We start from the raw sequence: 25775 nt of genomic DNA, 5'->3' as shown, positions 1-25775 counted from the left end.
TATTTCGTTAATATTCTATGTTAATCTCTTTCAAAATCATCTCTGATTGAACCGGCAGCTTATTCAGCCAAATTCCAGTAGCATCATGAATCGCGGAAACAATCGCTGGCGCAACTGCAACAGTACCAATTTCTCCTACTCCTCTTGGTCCATATATATCACCACTAACTAAGTCTTCCATTGCAAAAACATTGGTTTCTTTTGGAATATCTAATATAGTCGGAATCAAATAAGTATCAAGGTTTTCTGTCATATAGCGGCCATTTTCCATAACAGCGTCTTCCATAAGCGTAAAGCCTAATCCCATATTAGCACCGCCTTCAATCTGGCCTAAATAGCCCATCGGATTTACAACCGGGCCTGCTGAAATGACATGGTCCATTTTTACGACCTTTACTCTCCCTGTTAAAACTTCTACCTCAACTTCTACTGCTACACCTGCAAATGTATATAAAAAATGTCCTCCATCAATGGAATGGGGAGTAGTTGGAAAATGATAGCTAGTAGTAACAGATGGAAGCTCTTCAAGAGATGTTGCCAATTCTTTATAGGTCAATAACAGCTGGGCTTCCTTATTTTCTTCACTCAGCCAAATTCCTCTTTTGCCAAGGCTAAGATTCTTAATCGGTGCATTCGTTTGTTTTCCAGCAGCAGTAAGTATTTTTTCTATAAAAGGAGTTTTTAATTTATTTACACCTAGCCATACCATATTTGTCGCTCTAGATGCTGTCGATGATCCGGAATGAGGCACTTTTGCGGTATCTCCAATGATTATTTCTACATCATTTGTGTCACAGTTAAATGTTTCAGTCATGATCATATCAATTGTTGGAATTAATCCTTGCCCACATTCCTCAAAACCAAAGGAAACCTCTAATCTCCCCTCTTTATTTAGGGATATGCAAGCACCAGATGGGTCTGGTCTACCATAACCAAGTCCTCCCCCGTGCATTGTGATGCTATATCCCTTCCCTTTTAGCTTCCAGTCACTCAAAGATTGCCATTCTTCATTCTTTTGAAGAATGGGTGATTTGATGATTTCTGTAAGAACTGCATGTGCTCCGTCAGTAGGAACTATCGGCTGTTCAACAGGTCCGGGATCATCTGTTTGCCGCAAGTTTTTTATGCGCAATTCTGTTGAGGATATTCCGATTTTTTCTGCTAAGCGCTCTATCTGTGTTTCTAGGGCAAAGGTGATTTGATTTCCGCCAAATCCTCTAAATTCACCTGCCACACCGTTATTTGTATAAACAGAATAACCCTTTACATCTATATTCTCGATACGGTAGGGACCAGCACTATGCTCTACAGCAAAATCAAGTACAGCAGGACCTAATGTAGCATAAGCACCTGTGTCCGCAATGATTTTCACCTGATGTGCAAGTAGTTTTCCTGCTTTATTTGTTCCTGTTTTCATCTCAATTTTCATTGGATGCCTTTTTAAGCCAGCTTTTATAGAAACTCTTCTAGATTGATGAATCTTTACTGGTCGCTTCGTTTTTAAGGATAAGATACTAATATACGGCTGAATGTTCAGTTCATCCTTGCCTCCAAATGACCCTCCAATCGGACTTGAAATGATGCGGATTTTTTCAGGTTCCATCCCTAGAATTCTAGAAAGCTGTAATTGATCTTTAAAACCATGCTGCGTTGGAGCATATACAGTTATTCCGCCATCGTCATTTGGAACTGCTACCCCTCCTTCTGTTTCCATATATGTATGCATTTGCCTTGGTGTATGATATGTTTCTTCTATAAGGAATTCACACTCATTAAATATGTCCTCTATTGTCGTTTCTCCCTTTCTAAAAGCAGCCTTGTGAAGGAGATTACCATCTTTATGTAACTTTATAGAAGATTCCGTCAAAGCAATTTCCGGATCTGTAACAGGTTGTAACGGACTATACTTAACTTTAATTAAGGAGATTGCCTTTTCTGCAATTTCTTTTGTTTCGGCGGCCACTGCTGCAATAGCATCACCCACATACCTCACTCTGTCCTCACATAAGACTGGTTGATCTTGTATGACAATTCCGAAGCCATTTAAGCCTGGGACATCCTTATGTGTAATTACAGCTGCAACACCAGGAAGTAATTCAGCTTCTCCTGTATCAATCGATACAATTTTCGCATGTGGATGCTCACTTCTTAGCACTGTCCCATATAGCATTTGCGGAAAACTCATATCTGTTAGATACTTAAGTTCCCCAGTTACTTTAGGTGCACCATCTCGGCGAATTTTCCATCTTGCGCCTGCGCTAGTTATATCAAGAACCATAAAATTACTCCTTTCTTTGCTTTTTAACAAAATCTTTTATAGTTGCAAGAAATAGGTTTGCTGCAACTTTTTTACGATAGTCTGCTGTTACAAAGGGATCAGTATAGGATGAAAAATCATCTTGAATCTTTTTATATAAACATGACCAATCAATCTCTTTCATTCCTTTATTAAGCTCTTCTTCCGCTAAAGTAAGTCGACAAGGGAGATGTGCGCCTCCGCCTATTGATAGCTTTGCTTTTATGTTGTATTCTTCATACTCTAGATATCCTGCAACAGAAATAATAGCTGCAGTAAAGGTTTCTCGTCTGCCAATTTTTTTAAAGAAGGAGTAATTTTGTGCATTAATGATTGGAATAAAAATATTTGTTAATAATTCAGATGATGGAGGAGTTGGTTTTGCGAGCCATTTTCTTAAAGAAATCATCTTTTCCTGTTCGCCATTGTAAAAGGATAATTGTGCCTCTAAAACCAATAAAACCGGTATCGTATCTCCAATTTTGCTACAAATATTGCCACCGATTGTTCCTCTGTTACGCACTGCAGGAGCGGCTATCTTTTCACAAGCTTCTGCAAGAATAGAAGCATTATTTCGAACAAATGAGTTATTCAAGCAATCAGAGATGGTCATAGCTGCACCAATTCTCAAGTATAACTGTCCATCCAATTGGACTTCTTCTATTCCTTTTAATTCTGGCAATTTCTCTGTGCTTATTAGATGTTTTGGTTTTTCTACACCAGCTTCCCAATTAATTTGGAGAATAGTTCCACCAGAAATAATCGTATTATGTTGGACAATTAAATTCTGAATGTCAGATAAATTGTTAGGTATCTCGACTGAAGTTGGATACGTTTCGGCAGATATTTTCATCTTGTTCCCTCCTTGCTAGCGCTTTTTCATAATCGCTTTTTGTATCTATATCGATAAAATATATTTCTTCTGAAAATTCAATCTTTTTCCCTTGCAGTGCTCCATTGTTTAATAGTTTTCTAGCTCCCCAATCTCCTTTTAATGGTTTTATATTTTCATATACATTTGGATGGAATAAAATTGGAGGCATTATTACTCCATTATACATGCTTGCCACATATTCTTCTGGTGGTTTTAAATTGATTTTTACTAGTTTGCTTAACATATTTGCAGTCACAAACGGCTGATCTGCTAAGCATACAAGGATTTTATCAGACTTTCTTTCTACTGCAGCCGCAAATCCAGCCTTTAAAGAATAAGATTGCCCTAGATCAGCCTCTTTGCATCTAATAATTTCCCCTTTTTTTCCGAATAGTTGATTTTTATTTTCTAGAGATATCCAATCTAAAGTGTCATCTGGTTGAACAATGACTAAGGAATAATCAATAAAAGAAGCGGCTAATAATTCGGATAAAGCTGCATTACCAATCGTATTCTGCCCGAGGGTTAGCGATAATTTATGTTCTCCCATCCTACTGCTCTTCCCAGCAGCCAAATAGATCGCTGTAATCATTGCTTAACCATTGCTTCAGACTTTTTCGTATTTTTCAGCTGAATTAATTCCGCTACAATACTAATCGCAATTTCTTCCGGACTTTCTGAATGTATAGCCAAACCAACTGGATAACGAATCCAGTCTTTATCCTTTTTTCCAGCTAATAATCTTTCCGACCTTTTTTTGGATCCAAGGAGGCCTAAGTACTTTGTCTTTCTAGCTTGGAAGTAATCGACTATTTCTTGATCCTTCATAAAGCTATGCGTCATTGTAAGAACATAATCATTTTCTGTGGGGTTTATTGCTTCCATTACTTCCGTTGGCGAGCCAATAATATATTCTTTGGCATATGGAATATTCTCTTTCTTACAATAGCTTTGTCGCCAATCTGCTAAAATGACATAAAATCCTGCTTTACTAGCAAAATGCACAACGGGCTTTGCATCTGGTCCCGCTCCATATAGGATTAATTTGGGCTGAGGCTCGAATGATTGAGTGAATGAAATCATGTCACTAGGAGAGCATATGAATTCTGAGATAAAGGATGTTCCATTTGGATACTCCTTTTTTGCTTCAACACTTATCTTATTTTCCATCTGTTTATTTAATTGATTAAATTTTTTAATAAGTTCTACATTTTCGCCATTATTTAAATGGTGCTGTATTTTTTGAAAAATTTGTCTTGTTTCCATAGTAACCGGCTCTACCATAATATAAATTTTCCCATCACAGCCGACACCTTGCCCCCAAGATAAATCATCTTCAGAGCGTAAATCGTATTCCATCAGAAATGGTTCAGCATATTTTTGCATGTCAATCCTAGCAAGTAAATCCTCCTCAACACATCCACCGCTAAGCAAGCCTTTCTCCATACCTTTATCCGAAATAAACATCATTGTGCCTTCTTTACGATAGGCTGAACCTTCTACCTTAACGATTGTAGCCAAATACCCTTGATTCTTCTTATTACTGACAGAATCAATAACAGAATAATGATCGGAAGACATCGACATTCCTCCAATAGTAAGTTTTTTAATATCTCGGTGTTACTTTTTATCACATATCATGTTATTACATCATATTAATTGCTATATTTTTATATGTCATTGGATTAATTATATAATAAAAACAAATAAATTTAGTCGATTTAAACAAATTTTCTAAATTATTCGTTATTTGTATATTTTTATCCGTCCTTTTTCATAAACAATCTATTTTACTAGCTTAATATATTTACATTTTCTTCATTATCATCTATAATGCACGTATCTTGCATTAATATATTCTTCTTTTCGTCTTTCTTATTTATACTTTTTATTTAATTAAATGAGGTGGACTATGAATAAAGAAATCATTAAATTTATCAGAAAAAATTATGAAATGACCCAAAGAGACTTTGCCCGCGTTTTAAATTGTAGTTTCGCATTAATTGCCTTGGTGGAAGTCGGAAAACGAAGAGTTAGTAAAGATTTAGAAAATAAGATTAGGCAAACGTTTAATATTGACGATCAAGATATCGCCTCCATTACATCAATATTAACGGAAATAAGTAAAGGGCTCCCTCCTTTTATGTAATGATAGTAGAAGAAAATAGAAAGTATTTACAGATCCAAAACGTTTATTCCAAGTAGATGTTTTCTATTTTCTTCTATGTTTAAAACTAATTTTAGTCTGCACCCTTTTTCCTTCATCTAAATAGGATAAAGAAGGATGAAAGGAGGAGTAAAATGCCCATAAATGACCAAATCCCCCCGAACTCAAAGGTCTATCTTCCAAAACTTCCTGCAGAATCTTTAAATAATCAATCACATTTTCAACAAAATTATTTACAAGATTACTTATTAACTCAAAAACTTCAAAATGAATATTTAGCCACTTTAGTAACGAAATTTCAGGAAGAGTCTCTGGAAAAGCAGGAAAAGCATTTTAAGCAAATCAATGCAATTGATTCCAAATTGCAGTTAAATGATTCGGTAACTAAGGACCTATTAACAAAACTTGCTGTATTAGATGAGGATACAGCAAAAATTGAAGAGCAATTAGCTTCCCTTGTAACACTATCCAAAGAACAAAAAGAAATAATAAACGAAGAATCACTTCGCAACACTGCTTTATTTGACCAGTTAACATTTCAGGAACAAGACATTTCCTTAATTGCTAAGAAAATGGATGAATTTAATGATCTTGCTACTGATATGAAAACGAAATTGGATGAAACAGAGTCGAGCTATCATAACATATCGGAAAAGCTGGATATCCAAGAAATCTTTCACAAAACGATTATTGAAAACATCGAAGAAACAAATGGTAATGTAAATAGGCTGAGTCGACAAATAGAACATATGAAGGAAATTCTGTTTGAAAGGGTTCATTTTTTAGCCGAAAAAATTGAAAACAATGTGAAAAGCATTGCACAACCAATCCAACGCTTCTTTCTTCATTCAGAAAAGGATGAAACAATGAATAAATAAATACTATAAAGTTGTGTTTTCGTATTCAGACGACTTAATGAGCGTTTAAGGATGAGGCAAAAAAATTGTTAGCTATTGATGGTTGTTTAGCCACCAAATAAATTAATCCTCATTTCATTTTATGGTTTATATTTTTTAAGCGCCCACTATCTAGTGATGACTACGGCTAATAACAACTGAAAACAGTCATTAATAAGCTAATTAAAAAGCCAAACAATCACACGAAAGGATGATTGTTTGGCTTTTTTCTTTTGGCTGAATTAGTTATGCCCAGCATATTTTTAGTCAAGAATTTTTACAGATACTTGTTTTCTTCCCCAATTTAATGCTTCAGATGTGCTTGCGACATGGACATCGATTTTATTTCCTTTTATCGCACCGCCAGTATCACCAGCGATTGCTGTACCATACCCTTCAACATATACTTTAGAACCAAGTGGGATTACGTTAGGGTCAACGGATATAACCTTTTTATTGGGATTATCTTTTAAATTTATACCTGTAGCTGTTATACCAGAACAACCATTACAATCTGCTGTATAAGCGGTAGCAGTTACAGTAATTTCTTTTGAGCTTGCATCAGTATTTGTTTTTTCTGTCTTTTCAGCCTTTACCGTATTTACCGTATTCTTTGTCTTTACTGTATTGTTTACAGTTTGGGCAGCTGTTTTTGTTTCACTTTCCTTTGAAACTTTACTTTTTGAAACAATCAATACGTCACCTTTATGTATTGTATCGCTTTTAAGTTTATTCCAGCTCTTAATTTGTTCAACGGTTGTATTATATTTTTGAGAAATCTTCCAAAGATTATCTCCTGCTTTAACTTTATAATTCTTCACTTTTTGAAGTATTAATGTTTCGTTGACTTTGATGAGATCACTTTTTAAGTTATTCCATTTTTTTATATCTGTAACACTAACATTCTTCTTTTGTGAAATGGACCAAAGGGTATCTCCTTTTTCTACTTTGATTTCTTCCGCACCAACAAACGGAGCAGCTGTTGTCAGTAATGATGCACAAGTTACAATAGAAAAAATCTTTTTCATTTTTATACCTCCTCGAAAAAGCTCTAGTTGAGCTAACGGTATAATCTTAACATGAAAAAGCTCAAAAAAAAGAACAGGGAGTTGTTAATTCGATTACTTATATGACAATCAATTAACAATCACAATACGAATCGTCAGAATAATGAATTAATTAACCTCTGTTTGAATATAATATAATTTTTAATATTTTGTCTCTCACGGCTAACTGCCTATTATCGTAGTATGCATTGTCCCCTTCTAGCCACTTTTTCCTTTTTACCCACTGTTTATTTGCTTATTTACCTTGCTATTCTGTCCCAAATAGTTCCGAATGGTTTAACTTACAAAGAGCAGGTGATGGAAGACTATCCCTGCTCATGGATGTTTCGCATAATCTTAGTCTACTGCTGGTAAAGTGATATGGAAGCTTGTCCCTTTTCCTAGTTCGCTTTCTATATATACTTTGCCATTTAAATTTTCAATGATTTTAAAGCTTACCATTAAGCCTAGCCCGTTTCCGTCCTTTTTTGTCGTGAAAAATGGCTCGCCCAATTTCTTTAATTGTTCTTTTGACATACCAATCCCGCTATCTTTAATGACAATGCTAATGCTGTCATTCTCTTTTTTCACGATTATTTCGATGAAACCACCATTTGGCATTGCTTCTACAGCGTTTTTAATAAAATTCAAGAATACTTGCTTTAATTTATTCTCATCACATTCTACGAAAAAATTTGGATTTTCATAGGAGCGATGTAATTGAATTTTATTTTTCCGAAGCTGGTAATCTAAAATGGAAACGACATTATCCATGATTGGGAGTAATGGCTTCTTTTCTAATACAGAAACTGTCGGCTTCGATAAAAGCATAAATTCTTCTACTATTGAGTTTACCCTTTCGATCTCCTCTAAAATAATATCAAAGTATTCCTGTCTATCCTTTGCGGTTTCATCCATGCTTAGAAATTCAGCATACCCTTTAATAGATGTTAGTGGATTTCGAATTTCATGTGCAACGCCAGCAGCTAACTGCCCTACAGCTGCTAATTTATCTTGTCGATGAAGAATATCTTCCGTTCTCTTCTTTTCTGTTATATCATTTCTTATCGCTAAATATTGGTAAGGTTTATTGTTTTTATCTAAATAAGGGACAATGGTAGTATCTACCCAGTAATAAGAACCATCTTTTCTTTTATTTCTAATTTCCCCTTTCCAGATATCCCCTTTCCCAATTGTTTGCCAAACATTTCGGAAAAACTCTTTAGAATGGTACCCTGAATTTACGATACGGTGTGTTTTTCCAATTAGTTCCTCTCTGCTATAGCCAGATATCTCACAGAATTTTGAGTTGACATTTGTAATAATCCCTCGTTTGTCTGTAAATGCAATAATACTCGATTGCTCTAATGCATAAGTAATATCACTCACTTCACGGACAGACTCTTCCAATTGGTGCTGAACCTTTTTTTGCTCTGTTATGTCCCTACGAATGGCAACATATTGATAAGGAGTACCTTCTTTATTTAAAAACGGAACAATCACCGTATCCACCCAGTAATGAGTACCGTCCTTTGCTTTATTAAGCAGTTCTCCTTTCCAGATTTGTCCTTGCTTGATCGTATTCCATAATTCACGGAAGAATTCAGGTGAATGATGACCCGAATTAACCATGCGATGATTTTGACCAAGCAATTCTTCACGACTATATTTCGACACTTCTATAAATTTATCGTTTACATATGTAATAATGCCGTTATTATCAGTAAATGCCACAATCGCCGATTCATCCAGGGCATGCTGCATATCTCGCACATTAATCGCCCCAACATCTGTACGCTCACCAATCAATGTACTTGTTCCAATAAGTCCGCCTAAAACTAGCACAGAGATAAATAATGCAATGTAAATGATAAAACTGCTTTCATAGGAATCCTTTGCAATGGCAACTTCTGGTGCGCTAATATTAGTTAACAGGATAAAATGGCTGATTAAACAAACACCTGTCATTAATAAGCTACATAATGGTCGTATCCACTTTTTTAAGTAAACAGAAAGCTGTACTGGGTAAAAAGAAAGCCAAATGGAGATAAAAAAGCCAACATACAATAAAATAAAACTTACTAATAATTGTGGAAGTTGATAATACACTTTACTGCCAATGGAATAAAAACCAATAATAGAAACCGATAATATAGATAAGCTAAAAAAGAATGCAGATACATAAATTCTTCTTTTCTTTTTCTCCTTATCTAATAACGCATAAAACGCCATCCCGCTAAAACAAATACCGACTACCATCGATAAGATAGTAATAGGAATATTATAGTTGGCAGTGGCATATACGTTCTTAATCATCATGTCAATAAAACTTAATATCCAAAATCCAAACCCAATCGTAAACGTGCTTGCTAAAAATAAAAATCTACTATTTTTCTCCCCATTTTTCACTAGTTGAAATAAGTCAAAGGAAGAATAGCATGCCATATAGACGATTAGGATACTAATAAAAATCAATATGGAGTTATACAACAAAAAATCCTCCTAATCTATACCAAAAAATAATACACCCCTAAAGTAGGATAATAGGCTACTTCAGGATTGCATTCTATTTGATTGTAAATCAAATAAAACAGATAAGAAAGTACTTTTCTACAAATCATTCACAATTTAGTCACAATAATGACTATATGGTATTCTTTTAATATTATACTAGGATTATTGGATGGTCAGATTATTAATAGAGGGAGCAATAATTAGCTTCTATCAAATCTATTTATTATTATCTTTGAATAGAAATATGGGGGTTTAACAAACTGCAATCAGTGGGGAATTACCAGCACTGATTGCAAGTTACAACAATCGATAGTTTAGAGATTAATTACTGATTTGAGGAAGCTCTCTCATTTCCACCGATGTTTGATCTCCGCACAATGGACAAAGAAGATCATCTGTAGCAAAATCCTTTCTCATCCAGCCATTGCATGAATTACATGCATATACTTCCATACTCATCAAGACTTCTTCTGGTTTTTCTTCTGCACCTTTCCGATTAAAAAACATGTGAGTGCCCCCTTTTTTCTTTATTATTGCCACTACTTCCATTATTTATGTATTAATAGATATTTTTGTCGTTTAAACAGCACTAATAGATGCTTTCATTTATTGTATAACATGTTCCGAGCATAACGCTTTGAAACTATTTATCAAAATACGGAATGGAAATGTAATTTTCAAGTGGCAAATATGCTTGCTTATTTGCCAAGCTCCCCCATATTCCTTATTCACAAATAAAATATTGCTTTAACTTAACTAGACACAAATTTCTATCAACTCTATTTTTAAAGCTAACAACTATGATAAAATAAGGGAAAACGATGATAAAAGGAGTCGCAGATGTCAGTAAAGTTGTATTATTCCATGCCCTATGAAACAAAATGGTCAACCCAAATAGAAGAAGTAATTGAAACAGAAAATAAATTTTTTGTGATTTTAAAAGAAACTGCTTTTTATCCAGAAGGAGGTGGCCAGCCAGCAGACACTGGTACAATAGATGGCATTGATGTGTTAGATGTTCAGATTAAAAACGAGCAAATTTATCACCTCGTTGAAAGAAAACCAGTAAATACGCATGTAGAATGTGAATTAAATTGGAATAGAAGATTTGACCATATGCAACAGCATACGGCACAGCATCTTTTATCCGCTGTACTAGAAGAACAATACAATATTCCGACAGTTAGCTTTCATTTAGGGAAGGATTATACGACGATTGATGTCGATACACCTGAATTAAATACAGAGCAAATAGATAAGATTGAGCATATTTGTAATACATATATCATGAAAAATCTAGAAATCAAAACATATTTTACTACACATGAAGATGTGAATAAATTCCCTTTAAGAAAGCTTCCAAAAGTAACAGGGGCTATAAGAATCGTTGAAATAGCTAGAATTGATTTTTCTGCCTGTGCTGGGACACATGTACAAAGAACAGGTGAATTAAGCAACTTTAAAATAGTGAAGACAGAAAAACATCGGGGTCAGACGAGAGTGTTCTTCCTAAGTGGATGGAGAGCCATTGATGACTATCAAACTTCCCATTCGATATTAGATGATTTAAGCAACCATTTTAAAACGAATAAGCAGCAACTTCAAGATCGTATCAGTAAGCTAGAATTAGAGAAAAAAGCTGTCAATCGAGAATTAGAAACACTTAAAGCAGAAAATAATGCATTTCATGCAGAACAAATTCTTGCAGAACATAACGAAAAAGTTATCTCCCTTAAGTTTGAAGAGAAAACAATGAAGGACTTATCAACACTAGCTAAATATATATTACAAAAATCTAGTCTTGTCATTCTTTTCAGCTCAGAAATTGACAAAAAACTTCTACTACAGCATAATGGGGAGTTTCCCTTTCATTGCGGGAAGCTTCTTCGGGAAACTATCCAAGAATTCGAAGGCAAAGGTGGCGGAAACGAAATCTTAGCACAAGCTACTTTCCCTTCCGTTCAGCAATTACAAGCCTGTTTAAAAAAATTAAATGTAACCTTATTAAACACCTTATAAATAAAAAAGTCGATGACAATTAGTGAATTTGTCATCGACTTTTTTCAATTAATGTAAAATCTGTTGCTTGCGACTTTCAAGCATGATGGCCACTTTAATCATAAAATAGCTAATCTCTTCTGGTAGTTCTTCTTTAATCGGTTTTAGTTTTTCCGTCCCAACTTTCCGCATAACATCAACAATCTTCATTTGATCTTCTGGCTTAAGAAAATGAGTCCAATCAACCTCCAACTCTTCTTCCCCACATCGAAGTAAATGATTTTCTACTGTTTGCATATTTAAATCTCTTTCTTTTGCAATTTGCTTTAATGATAATCCACTATTCCATAATTCTAGCGTTACTAAGTGGGAATTTCCCACGCTTTTTTTGGTTTGTTTTTCCCTTTTTCCTAACAATGATTGATCGCTTTTTACTGCAGTAGTAAAATCAGGATGATCGTTTTTAAACTTTTTGATATGTTCTATCATCATATCTCCATATTTTTGCAGTTTATGATCGCCAATTCCTTTTATTTCACTAAACTCCTCCTGTGTTACAGGCATTGTCATTGATATATTCCTTAACGTTTGGTCAGAAAAAACAACAAAAGGAGGAACGTTTTCTGCTTCAGCAAGCTGTTTTCTTATACCTCTAAGATACTCAAACAATGCGTTATTTTCAGATACTTTCACTGTGACGACTTGTTCTTTTCTTTCGACTGTTAATCTACCTAAAAGTACCTCTTTTCCCTTTTTGGAAACCTTTAATATTGGCATTGCACCTGAACTTACATCAATATATTGTTCAGAAATTAAGAATTCAATAAAATCACTGATTTCCTTTGCGGATTGTTCCTTCATCAGTCCGTACGTTTTTATACGATCTAAATGAAAATCCATTAATTTCTTATTTTTAGAACCAGTCAATACTTGGGCAATCATTGTCTTTCCAAATCGCTCTCCCATTCTAATCATGCAAGACAGCACCTTTTGGGTATCGACTGTTACGTCAATAACATTTCGTTCATCCGTACAGTTAGAACATTGCCCACACTTTTCCGTATGCTCTTCCCCAAAATAATGTAAAATATATTCTTGCAAGCAATCTTCGGTATGACAAAAATTAATTATAGATTGTAGTTTATCGATGTCTTGCTTTTGTTTATCCGCATCATGTATCGTTTGATCAATCAAGAATCTTTGGATGCGAATATCTTGTGCAGAATATAATAATATGCACTTACTCGGCAATCCGTCACGCCCCGCTCTTCCTGCCTCTTGATAATATCCCTCCATGTTTTTGGGAAGCTGATAATGAATAACATATCTTATATTACTTTTATCAATGCCCATCCCAAAGGCATTTGTCGCAATCATAATCGATACATCATCTTTTATAAATGCTTGCTGCTCCGTTTCCCTTTGTAAATCACTCATCCCTCCATGATATTTCGAAACAGAATATCCCTTTTTCAATAAACGGTCATAGAGCTTTTCTACCTCTTGTCTTGTTGAAGCATAGATAATGCCAGACTCCTCTCTATTTTTCTTTAGGAAGGATTCAAGAAATTTCCCTTTGTCTTGGCCTTTTATAATCGAAAAGGACAAGTTATCACGGGCAAAGCCTGTCTTAACAGTATTTTCCCATGGTATATTTAATAATTGGCATATATCTTCATGAACTTTAGGAGTTGCTGTAGCTGTTAGCGCTGCTACAAGTGGCATTTCAGATAATTTATTGATCATGTGTCCAATTTTTGCATAGCTTGGTCGAAAATCATGGCCCCATTGTGAAATACAGTGCGCTTCATCCACTGCAATAAATGAAATGGTAACTTCTTTTAATATATCCATAAAATAATCTGCTTCTAGTCGTTCTGGTGCAATATATAGTAATTTATAATGTCCATTTTTTATATTATAAACTCTTTCCTGCACTTCTTCATTATGTAACGTACTATTGATGAAAGTAGCGGGAATACCAACTTCCGTTAGTGCATCTACCTGATCTTTCATTAAAGAAATCAATGGCGATATAACAACCGTTAATCCTGGGAAAAGCATTGCAGGTATTTGATAACATATGGATTTACCTCCACCAGTTGGCATTATCCCTACAACGTTCTCCTTATTTAATAAAAGCTGAATAATTTCATCCTGTCCTTTTCTAAAATCATCATATCCAAAGTATTCTTTTAGAATACTACGGGCTTTATTCATCATCATATAAAACTCCCCACTTTTTCCGAACATTTCTTTAAAACATTGTATCATTAATCGAACTAATTTTGAATGAATCAATTGGGATTATGGGCTTGTCCAGCATTACTTACAAAGACATGTATCTTTATAAATTGGAGGTTTTTTGTTAATAGGCAGCCTGAGAGTATCTTACATGCTCAAACTCAGACTGCCATGTATCCAATTATTTTGCTTCTAAAATCTTAAGAAAGCTACTATTTTCCTTTCTTATAGCCAAGCTGCTCCAACGATGATTAATAGAATGAATAAGACAACGATTAATACAAATCCATTACCAAAACCACCACAAGATGCTACTGGAGCTGCCATAGGTGCAGCATACCCACATCCACAAGAATTATAATCATAACCACCAAAACCGTAACTCATTTATAAAACACTCCTTTTTCTATCTTTCTTAGTATCCAAAACCAACGTAACTAGAACCTACAATTATTAATAAAATGAATAGCACTACTAGTAGAGCAAATCCTCCACCAAAACCAGCTACTGGGCCACCACTCATTTATTCCACCTCCCTCATACACATAAGCATCATATGAGTCTAGAGATTGTCCTGTTTGGGCGCTCGCAAAAAAAATATAATATACTTGTTTATTATGTAGGAAGAGGCTGGGACAAAACTAAATAACCAATCTTTAAAGACGAACAATCTCTAATTTAGCCCTTAAATAAAGCTACTTCTCATGATGGTTATCTAAGTTTTTAAATATAGTTAAGTGTAAAAACTAAGTCGTTCCATTGCGCTACAGACGCTCGCTTTCCGCGGGGAGGAAGCTAAGCCTCCTCGCATGCGCTGCGGGGTCTCAGCCTTTCCTCTATTTCCCGCAGGAGTCGAGCGTCCTCCGCTCCATTTCACTTCGTTTTTAAACTTTTTTCAAACTGAAAAACACGAACTTTTATGTATATTAACTATACAAAAGTTCGTGTTTATTATTAGTTGAAATGCTTTTGTCACAGCCTCTTTCTGCTTGTTTAATTTGATTAAAAGAAAGGAATAAAAGCCAGTGCAGCGATTAATCCTAAAGAAACTCCTACAGCTGCTGCTCCCCAGCCCCAGCCCCAACCCCAGCCAGGTCTATAACCACGTCTATACCCATATCCAAATCCACCATAATTTCTTCTGTTTCCTCCAATTGGTCTAATATAGACTTTATTTGGTGTAACTCTTTCAATTACTCCAGTATGAATCTCTCCACTATGAGTACGGATACGAACACATCTTCCTACACCTCTAGAACATTGATGATAAAAATTATTACCAGACATCTATCACACCTCCAACGTTAATCTCTAATATCCTATGTACAAGTCTAAAAAAAGTATGGACAACTATCTTGTAGAAGGTGCGGATATTTCAGCAAAATCTTTAATAAACATATTAAATGAAAATATTCTACTTATTAATTGCATATTTGTTACTAAAAAAGGTTATGTATGAAAAGAAAAGCTTACATATTCCAAAAAAAAACGCAAATAATTTAAAAATAATTTCTTAAGTAGCAGAATGAAAAATAAGTAAAGTAAAAAGGAGTTTTTAATATGTTAGAAGCAGCCATGTGGGGGGCAATTGCTAGCTCTTCATTGCTTGCAGGTTCTGTCATAGGATTATTTCTTTCCATTCCAAAAAGAATTATTGCCTATTTTATGGCTTTAGGAACAGGTATTTTAATAGGTGCCTCTTCTTTTGAACTTTTAATTGAAGCTGTAAATAAAAGTGGTATGTTTACTACTGCTATCGCTTTTTTAGCAGGAGCATGTTTATTTACCATTATTGAAATTTTCCTTTATCGAAAAGGCGGATCTAATCGAAAACGATCACATAAAAATCCAGAGGGACATTCAGGTTTAGCGATTTTTGTCGGTACTTTAATGGATGCTATTCCAGAATCCATGATTATCGGTCTTAGCTTGTTATATACACAAAAAGTGGATCTCCTATTTTTAATAGCAATTTTCATCAGTAACTTTCCAGAATCTTTATCTTCCACAGTAGGATTAAAAAAAGATCAATATTCACATAAAAAAATATTAATGCTTTGGAGTAGTGTGATTGTCATTTCTGCTATTAGTAGCTCAGTTGGGTATTTATTTTTAGAAAATGCTTCCCCTACTATGCTTTCAAGCATTCAGTCATTTGGGGCTGGTGGATTAATTGCGATGGTTTGCTCAACTATGTTGCCAGAAGCATTTGAGCAAGGAGGACCTACCGTAGGATTTGTTGCATGTGTAGGATTAATTTTTTCATTAAGCATGAGTCATATTGGATAGCGGCTGCCGAAAAACATGCTATGTTTTTCGGCAGTTTTACTAGAGGTAAATATAATTAGTATTACTTTGCAATAGATCTTGATGTAGTTACATGTAAAGCAGGATCTTTTGCTTTTCCTTTTTTCTTAGGAAAAATATATAAGTTTAGTGCACCTACAAAGAATGCCCCTCCAACAATATTACCAATCGTAACTGGGATGAGATTGTGCAATGCATTTGCAACGGTAATTGTTTCTGGATGAGGAACAATTAGAGAAATGGCGAAAAGAGCCATATTTGCAACACTATGCTCATAACCTGAAATCATAAAGGAAAATACAATTAATAATGTTGCAATTATTTTCCCGACATCTCCTTTAATATTCATTGGTATCCAAATAGCTAAACAAACTAACCAGTTACAAAGGATTCCTCTAATAAACAATTCTAGTGTTGTAGCACTCATTTTTGAATTGGCTACATCCATAAGCCAAGTTGTTTTGGGAGCTAAGCTAAATAATCCAGAATAATAGATTAATAAAGCAAAAAATAGCGCGCCAACTAAATTACCAAAATACGTAGTAACCCAATTATAAATGGTATCCTTCCAACTTGTTGCTCCAGACAAGGTGCTCATTGCAAAAGCCATGGTGTTGCCAGTAAATAATTCACCTCCACCATAGGAAATAAGTACAAGAGCCATACCAAAAAATAAACTAGTCATCATGTATGTTGCAGGTGAATGAACATCAAAAAAGGGTTGTGCTAAACGATAACATAGCATTAAAGCAAATCCGATATATATTCCTGCTAAAATTGCTTTTACAAAATAACGGAAAAAGGAATCATCAATTGTTTCTTTCTTTTTCATCGCATAGTTGATCGCTTTATCGATAGGGTGTATATCCATTGTAAAACCTTCCTTTCTGTATATAATAATTATACAAAAGGGAAAATGAATTACATTGTGAAAATATGAACATTTCTTAACAATTCATTTATTCCAAAAAGGCACACCCAATACTTTCAATATGATATGTACTTTTTGACCACATCCACTTACACAGCATAAGTTATCTTGATTAGTGTGTCGTGGTTGTTAATTTATTGTTCTGTTGAATGGCTACAGAAAACTGAGATCTTGGCTTTGTAAAGCTAATTTTGATACCGGATTTTTTCATTTTATTTACCAATTCAACTAGCTGTTTTTTAGCCATAGTAACTACTCCTTTACTTCTTATAATAGTTTTAGTGTACTAGAAATTTATGAAGAAATTATGAACAAATCATAAATAAATTTAGACATTATTCTTGTTATTTTAAAAATTTCTTAACCAAGATAATACGTTCTATATTATACATTCTATCCTTGGAAAGAAAACCCTTTATTTTTTGATTATTTTTTACCCTATCCACCTATTATGATAAACATGTTTCCTTTTTTCCATCAGACATATTACATATTTTTATATAAGAAATTCCTATACCGAACCTGGAAACTCTAAAACCAATTGCAATTAGACGCACTTCCTCTAAGAATATATTATTCCCTACTGTTATTTAAATAGATAGAATAGAACGAAAGAACAATTTGATATGTAAGCTTATGAAAATAATTCGCGCTTCTATTCTAAAAATGATATAATTTGAAGGATATTGTAGTTTGGAGGATTTTAAATGATAACAGTTACGAATGTAGGTCTTCGATATGGTGATCGTAAATTATTTGAAGATGTTAATATTAAATTTACACCAGGAAATTGCTATGGATTAATTGGAGCAAATGGTGCTGGAAAGTCCACTTTCCTAAAAATTCTTTCTGGTGAGCTAGAAGCACAATCTGGAAATGTTTCTTTAGGTCCTGGTGAAAGACTTGCTGTTTTAAAGCAGAACCACTTTGAATACGAAGAACATGAAGTGCTTAAAGTAGTAATTATGGGTCATGCAAGATTGTATGAAGTTATGCAGGAAAAAGATGCTATTTATATGAAAGAAAATTTCACAGATGAAGATGGTATGAAAGCAGCTGAGCTAGAAGGAGAATTCGCAGAACTTAATGGTTGGGAAGCCGAATCTGAGGCTGCCATTCTTTTAAAAGGTCTAGGAATTGGAGAAGAACTTCATTCTAAGACAATGGCTGAATTAAACGGTTCCGATAAAGTGAAGGTCTTACTTGCACAAGCTCTTTTCGGTGAACCAGATGTTCTTCTACTAGATGAGCCTACTAACCATCTTGATATAAATGCGATTAAGTGGTTAGAAGAATTTTTAATTAACTTTGAAAATACGGTAATTGTTGTGTCCCATGACAGACATTTCTTAAACAAAGTTTGTACCCATATTGCCGATTTAGATTTCAGCAGAATTCAAATTTATGTTGGTAACTATGATTTCTGGTATGAATCTAGTCAATTAGCAGCTAGAATGGCAAATGATGCAAACAAAAAGAAAGAAGAAAAAATCAAAGAGCTTCAAAACTTTATTGCTCGTTTTAGTGCAAATGCTTCTAAATCAAAACAGGCAACTTCTAGAAAGAAATTACTTGATAAAATTTCGTTAGATGACATTAAGCCATCTTCTAGAAAATATCCATATGTCGCCTTTACACCAGAGCGTGAAATCGGCAATGACTTATTAAGAGTTGAAAACTTATCAAAAACAATTGATGGAGTAAAAGTACTTGATAATGTAAGCTTTATTATGAATAAAGATGATAAAATTGCGCTTGTTGGTCCAAATGAAATTGCTAAAACCACTCTTTTCCGTATTTTAGCAGGCGAATTGGAGCCAGATAGCGGCACTTATAAATGGGGGGTTACCACTTCTCAAAGCTATTTCCCTGCTGAAAACTCAGAGTACTTTAGCAATGATGATGCTACACTCGTGGATTGGCTACGTCAATATTCTCCAAATGACCAAACAGAAAGCTTCTTAAGAGGATTTTTAGGTCGTATGCTATTTTCAGGTGAAGAAGTGTTGAAAAAGCCTAGTGTTTTATCAGGTGGAGAAAAAGTTCGTTGTATGTTATCTAAAATGATGCTAAGTGGAGCAAATGTACTTCTTTTAGATGAGCCCACAAACCACTTAGATTTAGAATCTATCACAGCTTTAAATAATGGTTTAATTAATTTTAAAGGTTCGTTGATCTTCACTTCTCATGACCACCAATTTGTATCTACAATCGCTAATCGTATTTTGGAAATTACGCCTAGTGGACTTGTTGATAAGCAAATGAATTATGATGAGTATTTAGAAGATGCCGATTTACAAAAAAATATAGCTGCTATGTATAAGTAATAAAAAAAACCGGGATTCCCGGTTTTTTTCTTATCCTCTAAAAGAATGTGAAATGCTCTTCTCTAATTTAGCTATTTACAAATGCCCTTGTTTCCCATACTGGTTATCTACTTTATATAAATACTCAGGTGATATAGACACTCGAAGCGCCGAATAGGATACGAGCGATTACATATTATATTTGCTATTTAGTTTATTCTGCCTATCGAGGTTACCGTCTAATTGCTCTTCTCTTCATATAAAAAAGAAAGAATAACGCTAACGGAATAATAAAGACGATTCCGGGAAATGAAGATTTCTTCTCTTCTCTTACAGCTTCTTCAGGAATATCTTCTTTAAATGTTTCCTCTGCTGGCAACACTTTTGCTAATTGTATCGATTGTAGAATATCGCCTTTGTCATTTTCAATCATTAATACACCACTTGAGGATACTTCTTCTTCCCCATTTGTCCGAGCAACTGTAATTTTCTCCTCTTTCGTTGTTTCATAAGTTGTCCCATTTACAAAAAAAGATTTTCCAGCAGGAATCACTTTATGTGTATATTGATTAAAACCAAAATCAAATAAATCCTCCGTATCATTATATACATCCCGCTTATAATTCCCTTTTAATACAATAGCTACTAGTTGTAGCTCTCCATTATCTGCTGTTGTTGCCAATGTTTGTTTCGACTCATTAACAAATCCGGTTTTTCCACCAGTAACCTTATCATATGGTCTAGACCCATTTACCATTTGATGATGACTAACTAAGGTCGTGTCCCAAGATAATCCATCCCACTTTAATTCATTTGTTCCAAATATCTCTCTAAACGTTTCATTTCGCATTGCATATTGCGTAATTAATGCTAAATCGTTAGCCGTTGTATAATGCTCTTTATGAAAAAGACCATTGGGATTTTTGAAGTTTGTGGAATGAACATTTACTTCTTCTTTTAAAAACTGATTTATATTCTTTTCAAAATTACTAATTGAACCATCAAGATATTCTGCAATAGCTACTGCTGCGTCATTTCCAGAATTAATTAACATTCCATCAAGCAAATGTCTTAATGTTACTTGTTCCCCTTTTTCTAAATAAACTCTTGTCCCTTCTGTTGAATATGCGTTGTCACTAACTGTAATGACATCATCCATATTACCTTTTTCTATTGCATAAATTGCTGTTGCTATTTTGGTTAAACTCGCAGGATACATTCTCTTATATCCATTCTTTTCATATAATACTGCTCCCGTATCACTATCTAATAAGAATGCCGCCTCGCTTACTAGTTCTGGTTCCCCATTTTCTTTTGCTTGACTTATTGTAGGAAGACATACTAGTAGTAATACGAAACAGATCGTGATGATTGTTTCTCTCATTTTCCCCCACCTATTATTTTTCTGTGTTTAAATACCATGACTATTGTACCAAATAAATTTAAATAATAAAGAACATCTATCATTTTGTCACAAAGTTGAAATCCTTTTGTATTTTAAACAATAAATATTGATCTATACGTAAAGGGTACTACTCACTTGTTAAGCCCCTTAGAATAGCTGTTGCATTTTTCTTGATCTTTTTACTGACTTCCATTAAGAGAAGGAATACTGCCATTAAAAATGGTAGGAGATAATAGCCGACACGATACAAAAATAGGACAATTAGCATCTGTTCTGACTCTACACCTAATGATTCAATCCCCCATAAAAATATTAATTCAAAAGAGCCCATTCCCCCTGGAATCATACTGATAATGCCTGTACAGGCAGCAACTAAAAATAACAAGAAGAAATCCCCGACAGAGACAGGAAGCGCAATTAGTTTTGCAATTAAAAATAAATAGGAAAACAAGAAAATCCATTCCATGAGCGACACACATATTAAACCAAGGATTTGTTCTCTTTCAAAAACAAAGTTATGTAATTTTACCTTCTGATAACTAACGACCAAAACAGGAAATATTAAGCCTACAACAATAATGCTAGCAAATATCCAAATATGTTCATCTATTAAATTTAATCTTTTACTATATAAGATAGCAATCCATGCCAAAATACTAATCCCTGTTAAATAAAATAAAGTTACAACAGCAATCCCTTTTAATAATTTCTTACGATCTGTTTCATATTGCTTGTAAAAAAAGTTTCGTAAAGCGATACCTATTAGTCCACCAAAACCAACTAAGTTAGAAATTGAATTGCTTATAAAAGAATATTTCCCTAATTCTACAAAGGGAATATCCTTCTTTAAATGCTTTGCAAGATAAAAATCGTAAAAAAACATTGGTAAGGTTGCCATGAACCCCCCTATCACAATATAAAACAAGCTCTGAATAGGGATTATCTGCAAGTATCCATATATAAGGTGTATATCTGTTGAAACAATCATATTCTTTATTTCTCGCACAACGATGATAAATAGGACAATTGGTAAGAGTATCTTAGCCATATTAATCCAGATTTTTTTCATACCGTTTGACATATTTACCACCTCTTACATGATGTTTGAATAATTCTATCCATTCTGACCTAGGATTAATCATATATTAAAAATATTAGTAAAGAAAAGGAAATTTTTAAAACTACTTTCTTTCTATCAATCGTTTATTTCTTATCAATAGTATGGTCAAAATGTAAATCACTATTCTATTAAAAGGAAAACTTCTCCTCTTCTCCAATTTTTACTGTATAAATTTTATACACCTTCACACTATTGTATAACAGTTTGATAAAATAACCAAAAAATTATATAACAGTTGTTTTCGATTTTTTTTACAACCCCTCCTTAACCATCTTTGCTTTTTCGTCTTAATCCCTTGATATTATTGATGTTCACATTTATGCCACAGAATATTCGCAAGATGTACACATTTATTGTGATAGTTATCACATAAAATCTGTTATAGTTAAAACAGAAAGAAAAAAGCTTTCTGTTATATATTTTTATTAAATCATGAGGTGATTATAATGGAAAAAGTAGAAACAACTAATTATTGGGAAGGCTTTAAAAAAGGTTCTTGGCAAAAAGAAGTAAATGTTCGTGACTTCATCTTAAAAAACTTTAAGCCGTATTTCGGAGATTCTACATTCTTATCTGGTCCAACATTAGAAACTACACAATTATGGGAACAAGTAATGGAATTAAGTAAATTAGAAAGAGAAAGAGGCGGTGTTTACGATTTAGATACTGATATCGTATCAACGATTACTTCTCACGGTCCTGGTTACTTAGATAAAGCAAAGGAAAAAGTTGTTGGTGTTCAGACAGATGAGCCTTTCAAACGTTCTTTCCAACCAAACGGTGGTATTAGAATGGCAGTTCAAGCTTGTGAATCTTATGGCTATAAAGCAGACGAAGAATTAGAAAAATTCTTTACCGAACACCGCAAAACTCACAATGCTGGAGTATTTGATGCCTATACTGATGAAATGAGATTAGCAAGAAAAGCTGCAATCATTACTGGTCTTCCAGATGCTTATGGCCGCGGAAGAATTATTGGTGACTATCGCCGTGTTGCACTATACGGAGTAGACTTCTTAATCAACGAAAAACAAAAAGATAAAAAAGCTACAAGCTCCGTTATGACAGAAGAAACTATCCGATTAAGAGAAGAACTTTCTGAACAAATTCGTGCATTAAACGAATTAAAAGAATTGGGAGCAAGCTACGGATTTGATTTATCAAAACCAGCAGCAAATGCTCAAGAAGCTTTCCAATGGGTATATCTTGGCTACCTTGCTGCAATTAAAGAACAAAACGGTGCAGCAATGAGCTTAGGACGTGTATCTACATTCTTAGATATTTATGTAGAAAGAGATTTGGAGAATGGCACCTTAACAGAAAAAGAAGCTCAAGAAATTGTCGATCACTTTATTATGAAGCTTCGTCTTGTAAAATTTGCTCGTACTCCTGACTATAACGAATTATTTAGTGGTGACCCAACATGGGTAACAGAATCTATTGGTGGTATGGCTAATGACGGAAGACCTTTAGTAACAAAGAACTCATTCCGCTTCCTTCATACATTAGACAATCTAGGACCTGCTCCAGAGCCAAACTTAACAGTTCTTTGGTCCACTCAGTTACCTGAAAACTTTAAAAAATTCTGTTCTCAAATGTCTATTCAAACGAGCGCTATCCAATATGAGAACGATGATATCATGAAACCTCAATGGGGAGATGATTACGGTATTGCGTGCTGTGTTTCCGCAATGGCAATCGGTAAGCAAATGCAGTTCTTCGGTGCACGTGCTAACCTTGCGAAATGTTTATTATATGCAATCAATGGTGGTAAAGACGAGAAATTTAAAATCCAAGTTGGTCCTAAATTTGCGCCAATAACTTCTGAATATCTAGACTACAAAGAAGTAAGTGAAAAATTCGATAATATGATGGAATGGTTAGCTGGACTATATATTAACACATTAAACGTTATCCATTATATGCATGACAAATACAGCTATGAAAGAATAGAAATGGCTCTTCACGACACAGAAATCCTTCGTACAATGGCTACAGGTATTGCAGGATTAAGCGTTGTAGCAGACTCATTAAGTGCAATTAAATATGCGAAAGTAAAAGTTATCAGAGACGAAAATGGTCTTGCTGTTGATTTTGAAACAGAAGGCGATTTCCCTAAATACGGAAACAATGATGATGCGGTTGATAGCATTGCGGTTGGTATTGTTGAAAGCTTTATGAAAAAATTACGTAAACATCAAACATATCGTAATTCTATGCATACTATGTCTATCTTAACAATCACTTCAAACGTTGTGTATGGTAAGAAAACTGGTAATACTCCAGATGGACGACGTGCAGGTGAACCATTTGCTCCAGGAGCTAACCCAATGCATGGACGTGATACAAAAGGAACTTTAGCTTCTCTATCTTCTGTAGCTAAATTACCTTACGATTACTCATTAGACGGAATTTCAAACACATTCTCTATTGTGCCGAAAGCATTAGGTAAAGAAGATGATATCCGTGTAAATAACTTAGTATCTATCCTTGATGGCTATGCAACAAAAGCGGGTCACCACTTAAATGTTAACGTATTTAACAGAGAAACATTATTAGATGCTATGGAACACCCAGAATTGTATCCACAATTAACTATCCGTGTATCTGGATATGCAGTAAACTTTATTAAATTAACACGTGAGCAACAACAAGACGTTATTAGTCGTACTTTCCACGAATCTATGTAATGTAAGTTTGGTCGAGGGATTATTCTTAATCCCTCTTCCCTACCTCTTACAGTATTACTTCGAAATTCCGTGGGTCTATTATAAGGAGGAATTAATCATGAACGGCAATATACATTCAATTGAAACATTTGGAACGGTAGATGGTCCTGGTATTCGCTATGTTGTGTTTACACAAGGCTGCTTACTTCGCTGCCAATTTTGTCATAACGCAGACACTTGGGAAATTGGTACTGGGAAACAAATGTCAGTTATGGACATTATGAATGATTTAAAAACATACCTTCCTTTTATCGAACCTTCTGGTGGAGGTATTACTGTAAGTGGCGGGGAGCCATTACTACAAATTCCATTTTTAATCGAGATATTTAAAGAATGTAAAAAACTCGGTATTCACACAACCATTGACTCTTCTGGCGGTTGCTATTCTAAAGCTCCCTTATTTCAAGAACAGTTAGACGAATTAATGAAATATACCGATTTAGTTTTACTCGATTTAAAACATATCGACCGTAGAAAACATATTAAACTAACAGGAATGGGCAATGATCATATATTAGATTTCGCTAAATATTTATCAAACAAAAAAATACCTATCTGGGTAAGACATGTATTAGTACCAACGATTAATGATACGGAAGAAGACCTAACAAGATTAAGTGATTTTATTGCCACATTAGAAAACGTAGAAAAAATCGATATTCTTCCTTACCACAAATTAGGTGTCTATAAATGGGAAACACTAGGACTAGAATATCCTCTACAAGGAATTGAACCACCTACCCAAGAATCTGTTGAGTTCGCTACTACTATTCTGAATAGAAGCATGTAGATAAAGCTTAAATAAAAGAGGCATGGTTTCACAGCATGAAACTGGACTAACCTAAAATAGTGAGACAATATAAAACACCTCCAAAATGGCAATACTTGAGATAAGTATTGTGACATTATTCGGAGGTGTTTTTGCGTGGGCAAAAAAACTGT

22 protein-coding genes are annotated in these 25775 nt (G+C 34.3%); 7 read left to right on the top strand and 15 right to left on the bottom strand.

The genetic code is table 11. From position 1 onward, the window contains the following. Nucleotides 1-7: 7 nt before the first annotated feature. From pucD to ACTNDN_RS15445, 4 genes are read right to left on the bottom strand one after another with little or no spacing between them, the layout of a single operon-like run. Entirely contained in the window at nt 8-2278 is a 2271-nt protein-coding gene (pucD, locus tag ACTNDN_RS15460) for a xanthine dehydrogenase subunit D (RefSeq protein WP_031536541.1), read from the bottom strand. Nucleotides 2279-2282: 4 nt separating this feature from the next. Then, a complete protein-coding gene (locus ACTNDN_RS15455; RefSeq protein WP_031536543.1) occupies nt 2283-3149 on the bottom strand; it encodes an FAD binding domain-containing protein in 867 nt (288 codons plus the stop codon). Next, nucleotides 3103-3762 carry an NTP transferase domain-containing protein gene (locus ACTNDN_RS15450; protein WP_065429054.1) on the bottom strand — a complete coding sequence of 220 codons (660 nt, stop codon included), beginning with the start codon at nt 3760-3762 and terminating at the stop codon, nt 3103-3105. Before ACTNDN_RS15450 ends, ACTNDN_RS15455 begins: the two co-directional genes overlap by 47 nt. Next, nucleotides 3759-4751, bottom strand: coding sequence for an XdhC family protein (locus ACTNDN_RS15445; RefSeq protein WP_031536545.1), 993 nt, complete (start codon nt 4749-4751; stop codon nt 3759-3761). Before ACTNDN_RS15445 ends, ACTNDN_RS15450 begins: the two co-directional genes overlap by 4 nt. Nucleotides 4752-5082: 331 nt before the next feature. Here ACTNDN_RS15445 and ACTNDN_RS15440 point away from each other — a divergent pair, with 331 nt between their 5' ends. Both ACTNDN_RS15440 and ACTNDN_RS15435 read left to right on the top strand, forming a co-directional pair. Then, entirely contained in the window at nt 5083-5319 is a 237-nt protein-coding gene (locus ACTNDN_RS15440; protein WP_031536547.1) for a helix-turn-helix transcriptional regulator, read from the top strand. A gap of 152 nt (nt 5320-5471) precedes the next feature. Beyond that, nucleotides 5472-6215, top strand: a complete 744-nt coding sequence (locus ACTNDN_RS15435) for a hypothetical protein (protein ID WP_031536548.1) — start codon at nt 5472-5474, stop codon at nt 6213-6215. Between the two features lie 281 nt (nt 6216-6496). On the opposite strand, the gene ACTNDN_RS15430 is transcribed toward ACTNDN_RS15435, so the two are convergent. From ACTNDN_RS15430 to ACTNDN_RS15420, 3 genes are all read right to left on the bottom strand, one after another. Further along, nucleotides 6497-7261, bottom strand: coding sequence for a 3D domain-containing protein (locus ACTNDN_RS15430; protein WP_031536549.1), 765 nt, complete (start codon nt 7259-7261; stop codon nt 6497-6499). Between the two features lie 375 nt (nt 7262-7636). Continuing rightward, on the bottom strand, nt 7637-9724 hold the full coding sequence (locus tag ACTNDN_RS15425; protein ID WP_081836585.1) for a PAS domain S-box protein: 2088 nt from the start codon (nt 9722-9724) through the stop codon (nt 7637-7639). Nucleotides 9725-10114: 390 nt separating this feature from the next. Further along, nucleotides 10115-10300, bottom strand: a complete 186-nt coding sequence (locus ACTNDN_RS15420; protein ID WP_031536551.1) for a cold-inducible protein YdjO-related protein — start codon at nt 10298-10300, stop codon at nt 10115-10117. A gap of 333 nt (nt 10301-10633) precedes the next feature. On the opposite strand from ACTNDN_RS15420, the gene ACTNDN_RS15415 reads away from it, so the two are divergent. Continuing rightward, nucleotides 10634-11812 carry an alanyl-tRNA editing protein gene (locus tag ACTNDN_RS15415; protein ID WP_048717118.1) on the top strand — a complete coding sequence of 393 codons (1179 nt, stop codon included), beginning with the start codon at nt 10634-10636 and terminating at the stop codon, nt 11810-11812. 48 nt (nt 11813-11860) lie between these two features. Here ACTNDN_RS15415 and recQ read toward each other — a convergent pair whose 3' ends face one another. The 4 genes from recQ to ACTNDN_RS15395 form a co-directional block, all read right to left on the bottom strand. Beyond that, a complete protein-coding gene (recQ, locus tag ACTNDN_RS15410) occupies nt 11861-14014 on the bottom strand; it encodes a DNA helicase RecQ (RefSeq protein WP_031536553.1) in 2154 nt (717 codons plus the stop codon). A 246-nt stretch (nt 14015-14260) separates the two neighbouring features. Beyond that, nucleotides 14261-14362 (bottom strand): YjcZ family sporulation protein, encoded by a 102-nt coding sequence (locus ACTNDN_RS15405; protein ID WP_192840926.1) that lies wholly within the window; start codon nt 14360-14362, stop codon nt 14261-14263. Between the two features lie 88 nt (nt 14363-14450). Continuing rightward, nucleotides 14451-14558 (bottom strand): YjcZ family sporulation protein, encoded by a 108-nt coding sequence (locus ACTNDN_RS15400; protein ID WP_081836584.1) that lies wholly within the window; start codon nt 14556-14558, stop codon nt 14451-14453. Nucleotides 14559-15037: 479 nt separating this feature from the next. Next, on the bottom strand, nt 15038-15322 hold the full coding sequence (locus ACTNDN_RS15395) for a hypothetical protein (protein ID WP_031536554.1): 285 nt from the start codon (nt 15320-15322) through the stop codon (nt 15038-15040). 273 nt (nt 15323-15595) lie between these two features. Between ACTNDN_RS15395 and ACTNDN_RS15390 the strand changes: the two genes are divergently transcribed. After that, complete coding sequence (locus ACTNDN_RS15390) at nt 15596-16324, top strand: ZIP family metal transporter (protein ID WP_031536555.1); 729 nt, start codon at nt 15596-15598, stop codon at nt 16322-16324. 61 nt (nt 16325-16385) lie between these two features. On the opposite strand, the gene ACTNDN_RS15385 is transcribed toward ACTNDN_RS15390, so the two are convergent. Together ACTNDN_RS15385 and ACTNDN_RS15380 are read right to left on the bottom strand one after the other, a co-directional pair. Next, nucleotides 16386-17213 (bottom strand): formate/nitrite transporter family protein, encoded by an 828-nt coding sequence (locus tag ACTNDN_RS15385; RefSeq protein WP_031536556.1) that lies wholly within the window; start codon nt 17211-17213, stop codon nt 16386-16388. 172 nt (nt 17214-17385) lie between these two features. Further along, a complete protein-coding gene (locus tag ACTNDN_RS15380; protein ID WP_268817967.1) occupies nt 17386-17520 on the bottom strand; it encodes a hypothetical protein in 135 nt (44 codons plus the stop codon). A 460-nt stretch (nt 17521-17980) separates the two neighbouring features. On the opposite strand from ACTNDN_RS15380, the gene ACTNDN_RS15375 reads away from it, so the two are divergent. Beyond that, nucleotides 17981-19600, top strand: a complete 1620-nt coding sequence (locus ACTNDN_RS15375) for an ABC-F family ATP-binding cassette domain-containing protein (RefSeq protein WP_031536557.1) — start codon at nt 17981-17983, stop codon at nt 19598-19600. A 211-nt stretch (nt 19601-19811) separates the two neighbouring features. On the opposite strand, the gene ACTNDN_RS15370 is transcribed toward ACTNDN_RS15375, so the two are convergent. Beyond that, nucleotides 19812-20963 carry a D-alanyl-D-alanine carboxypeptidase family protein gene (locus ACTNDN_RS15370; RefSeq protein ID WP_031536558.1) on the bottom strand — a complete coding sequence of 384 codons (1152 nt, stop codon included), beginning with the start codon at nt 20961-20963 and terminating at the stop codon, nt 19812-19814. Nucleotides 20964-21111: 148 nt separating this feature from the next. After that, a complete protein-coding gene (locus ACTNDN_RS15365; protein WP_031536559.1) occupies nt 21112-22065 on the bottom strand; it encodes a lysylphosphatidylglycerol synthase domain-containing protein in 954 nt (317 codons plus the stop codon). A gap of 485 nt (nt 22066-22550) precedes the next feature. On the opposite strand from ACTNDN_RS15365, the gene pflB reads away from it, so the two are divergent. Continuing rightward, nucleotides 22551-24794: a formate C-acetyltransferase gene (pflB, locus tag ACTNDN_RS15360; RefSeq protein WP_031536560.1), complete on the top strand. Its 2244-nt coding sequence runs from the start codon at nt 22551-22553 to the stop codon at nt 24792-24794. Nucleotides 24795-24891: 97 nt separating this feature from the next. Next, nucleotides 24892-25623, top strand: a complete 732-nt coding sequence (pflA, locus tag ACTNDN_RS15355) for a pyruvate formate-lyase-activating protein (RefSeq protein ID WP_031536561.1) — start codon at nt 24892-24894, stop codon at nt 25621-25623. The last annotated feature ends 152 nt before the right edge of the window (nt 25624-25775 follow it).

It is taken from the genome of Niallia sp. HCP3S3_B10 (assembly GCF_052064465.1).
Classification (GTDB): domain Bacteria; phylum Bacillota; class Bacilli; order Bacillales; family Cytobacillaceae; genus Niallia; species Niallia hominis.
This window is presented reverse-complemented; position numbering and strand designations above follow the sequence as displayed.

Coding starts and splice junctions, on each gene's coding strand:
- pucD (WP_031536541.1), bottom strand. CDS start 2,278: ATGGTTCTTGATATAACTAGCGCAGGCGCAAGATGGAAAATTCGCCGA.
- ACTNDN_RS15455 (WP_031536543.1), bottom strand. CDS start 3,149: ATGAAAATATCTGCCGAAACGTATCCAACTTCAGTCGAGATACCTAAC.
- ACTNDN_RS15450 (WP_065429054.1), bottom strand. CDS start 3,762: ATGATTACAGCGATCTATTTGGCTGCTGGGAAGAGCAGTAGGATGGGA.
- ACTNDN_RS15445 (WP_031536545.1), bottom strand. CDS start 4,751: ATGTCTTCCGATCATTATTCTGTTATTGATTCTGTCAGTAATAAGAAG.
- ACTNDN_RS15440 (WP_031536547.1), top strand. CDS start 5,083: ATGAATAAAGAAATCATTAAATTTATCAGAAAAAATTATGAAATGACC.
- ACTNDN_RS15435 (WP_031536548.1), top strand. CDS start 5,472: ATGCCCATAAATGACCAAATCCCCCCGAACTCAAAGGTCTATCTTCCA.
- ACTNDN_RS15430 (WP_031536549.1), bottom strand. CDS start 7,261: ATGAAAAAGATTTTTTCTATTGTAACTTGTGCATCATTACTGACAACA.
- ACTNDN_RS15425 (WP_081836585.1), bottom strand. CDS start 9,724: ATGGCATGCTATTCTTCCTTTGACTTATTTCAACTAGTGAAAAATGGG.
- ACTNDN_RS15420 (WP_031536551.1), bottom strand. CDS start 10,300: ATGTTTTTTAATCGGAAAGGTGCAGAAGAAAAACCAGAAGAAGTCTTG.
- ACTNDN_RS15415 (WP_048717118.1), top strand. CDS start 10,634: ATGTCAGTAAAGTTGTATTATTCCATGCCCTATGAAACAAAATGGTCA.
- recQ (WP_031536553.1), bottom strand. CDS start 14,014: ATGATGAATAAAGCCCGTAGTATTCTAAAAGAATACTTTGGATATGAT.
- ACTNDN_RS15405 (WP_192840926.1), bottom strand. CDS start 14,362: ATGGCAGCTCCAGTAGCATCTTGTGGTGGTTTTGGTAATGGATTTGTA.
- ACTNDN_RS15400 (WP_081836584.1), bottom strand. CDS start 14,558: ATGAGTGGTGGCCCAGTAGCTGGTTTTGGTGGAGGATTTGCTCTACTA.
- ACTNDN_RS15395 (WP_031536554.1), bottom strand. CDS start 15,322: ATGTCTGGTAATAATTTTTATCATCAATGTTCTAGAGGTGTAGGAAGA.
- ACTNDN_RS15390 (WP_031536555.1), top strand. CDS start 15,596: ATGTTAGAAGCAGCCATGTGGGGGGCAATTGCTAGCTCTTCATTGCTT.
- ACTNDN_RS15385 (WP_031536556.1), bottom strand. CDS start 17,213: ATGGATATACACCCTATCGATAAAGCGATCAACTATGCGATGAAAAAG.
- ACTNDN_RS15380 (WP_268817967.1), bottom strand. CDS start 17,520: ATGGCTAAAAAACAGCTAGTTGAATTGGTAAATAAAATGAAAAAATCC.
- ACTNDN_RS15375 (WP_031536557.1), top strand. CDS start 17,981: ATGATAACAGTTACGAATGTAGGTCTTCGATATGGTGATCGTAAATTA.
- ACTNDN_RS15370 (WP_031536558.1), bottom strand. CDS start 20,963: ATGAGAGAAACAATCATCACGATCTGTTTCGTATTACTACTAGTATGT.
- ACTNDN_RS15365 (WP_031536559.1), bottom strand. CDS start 22,065: ATGTCAAACGGTATGAAAAAAATCTGGATTAATATGGCTAAGATACTC.
- pflB (WP_031536560.1), top strand. CDS start 22,551: ATGGAAAAAGTAGAAACAACTAATTATTGGGAAGGCTTTAAAAAAGGT.
- pflA (WP_031536561.1), top strand. CDS start 24,892: ATGAACGGCAATATACATTCAATTGAAACATTTGGAACGGTAGATGGT.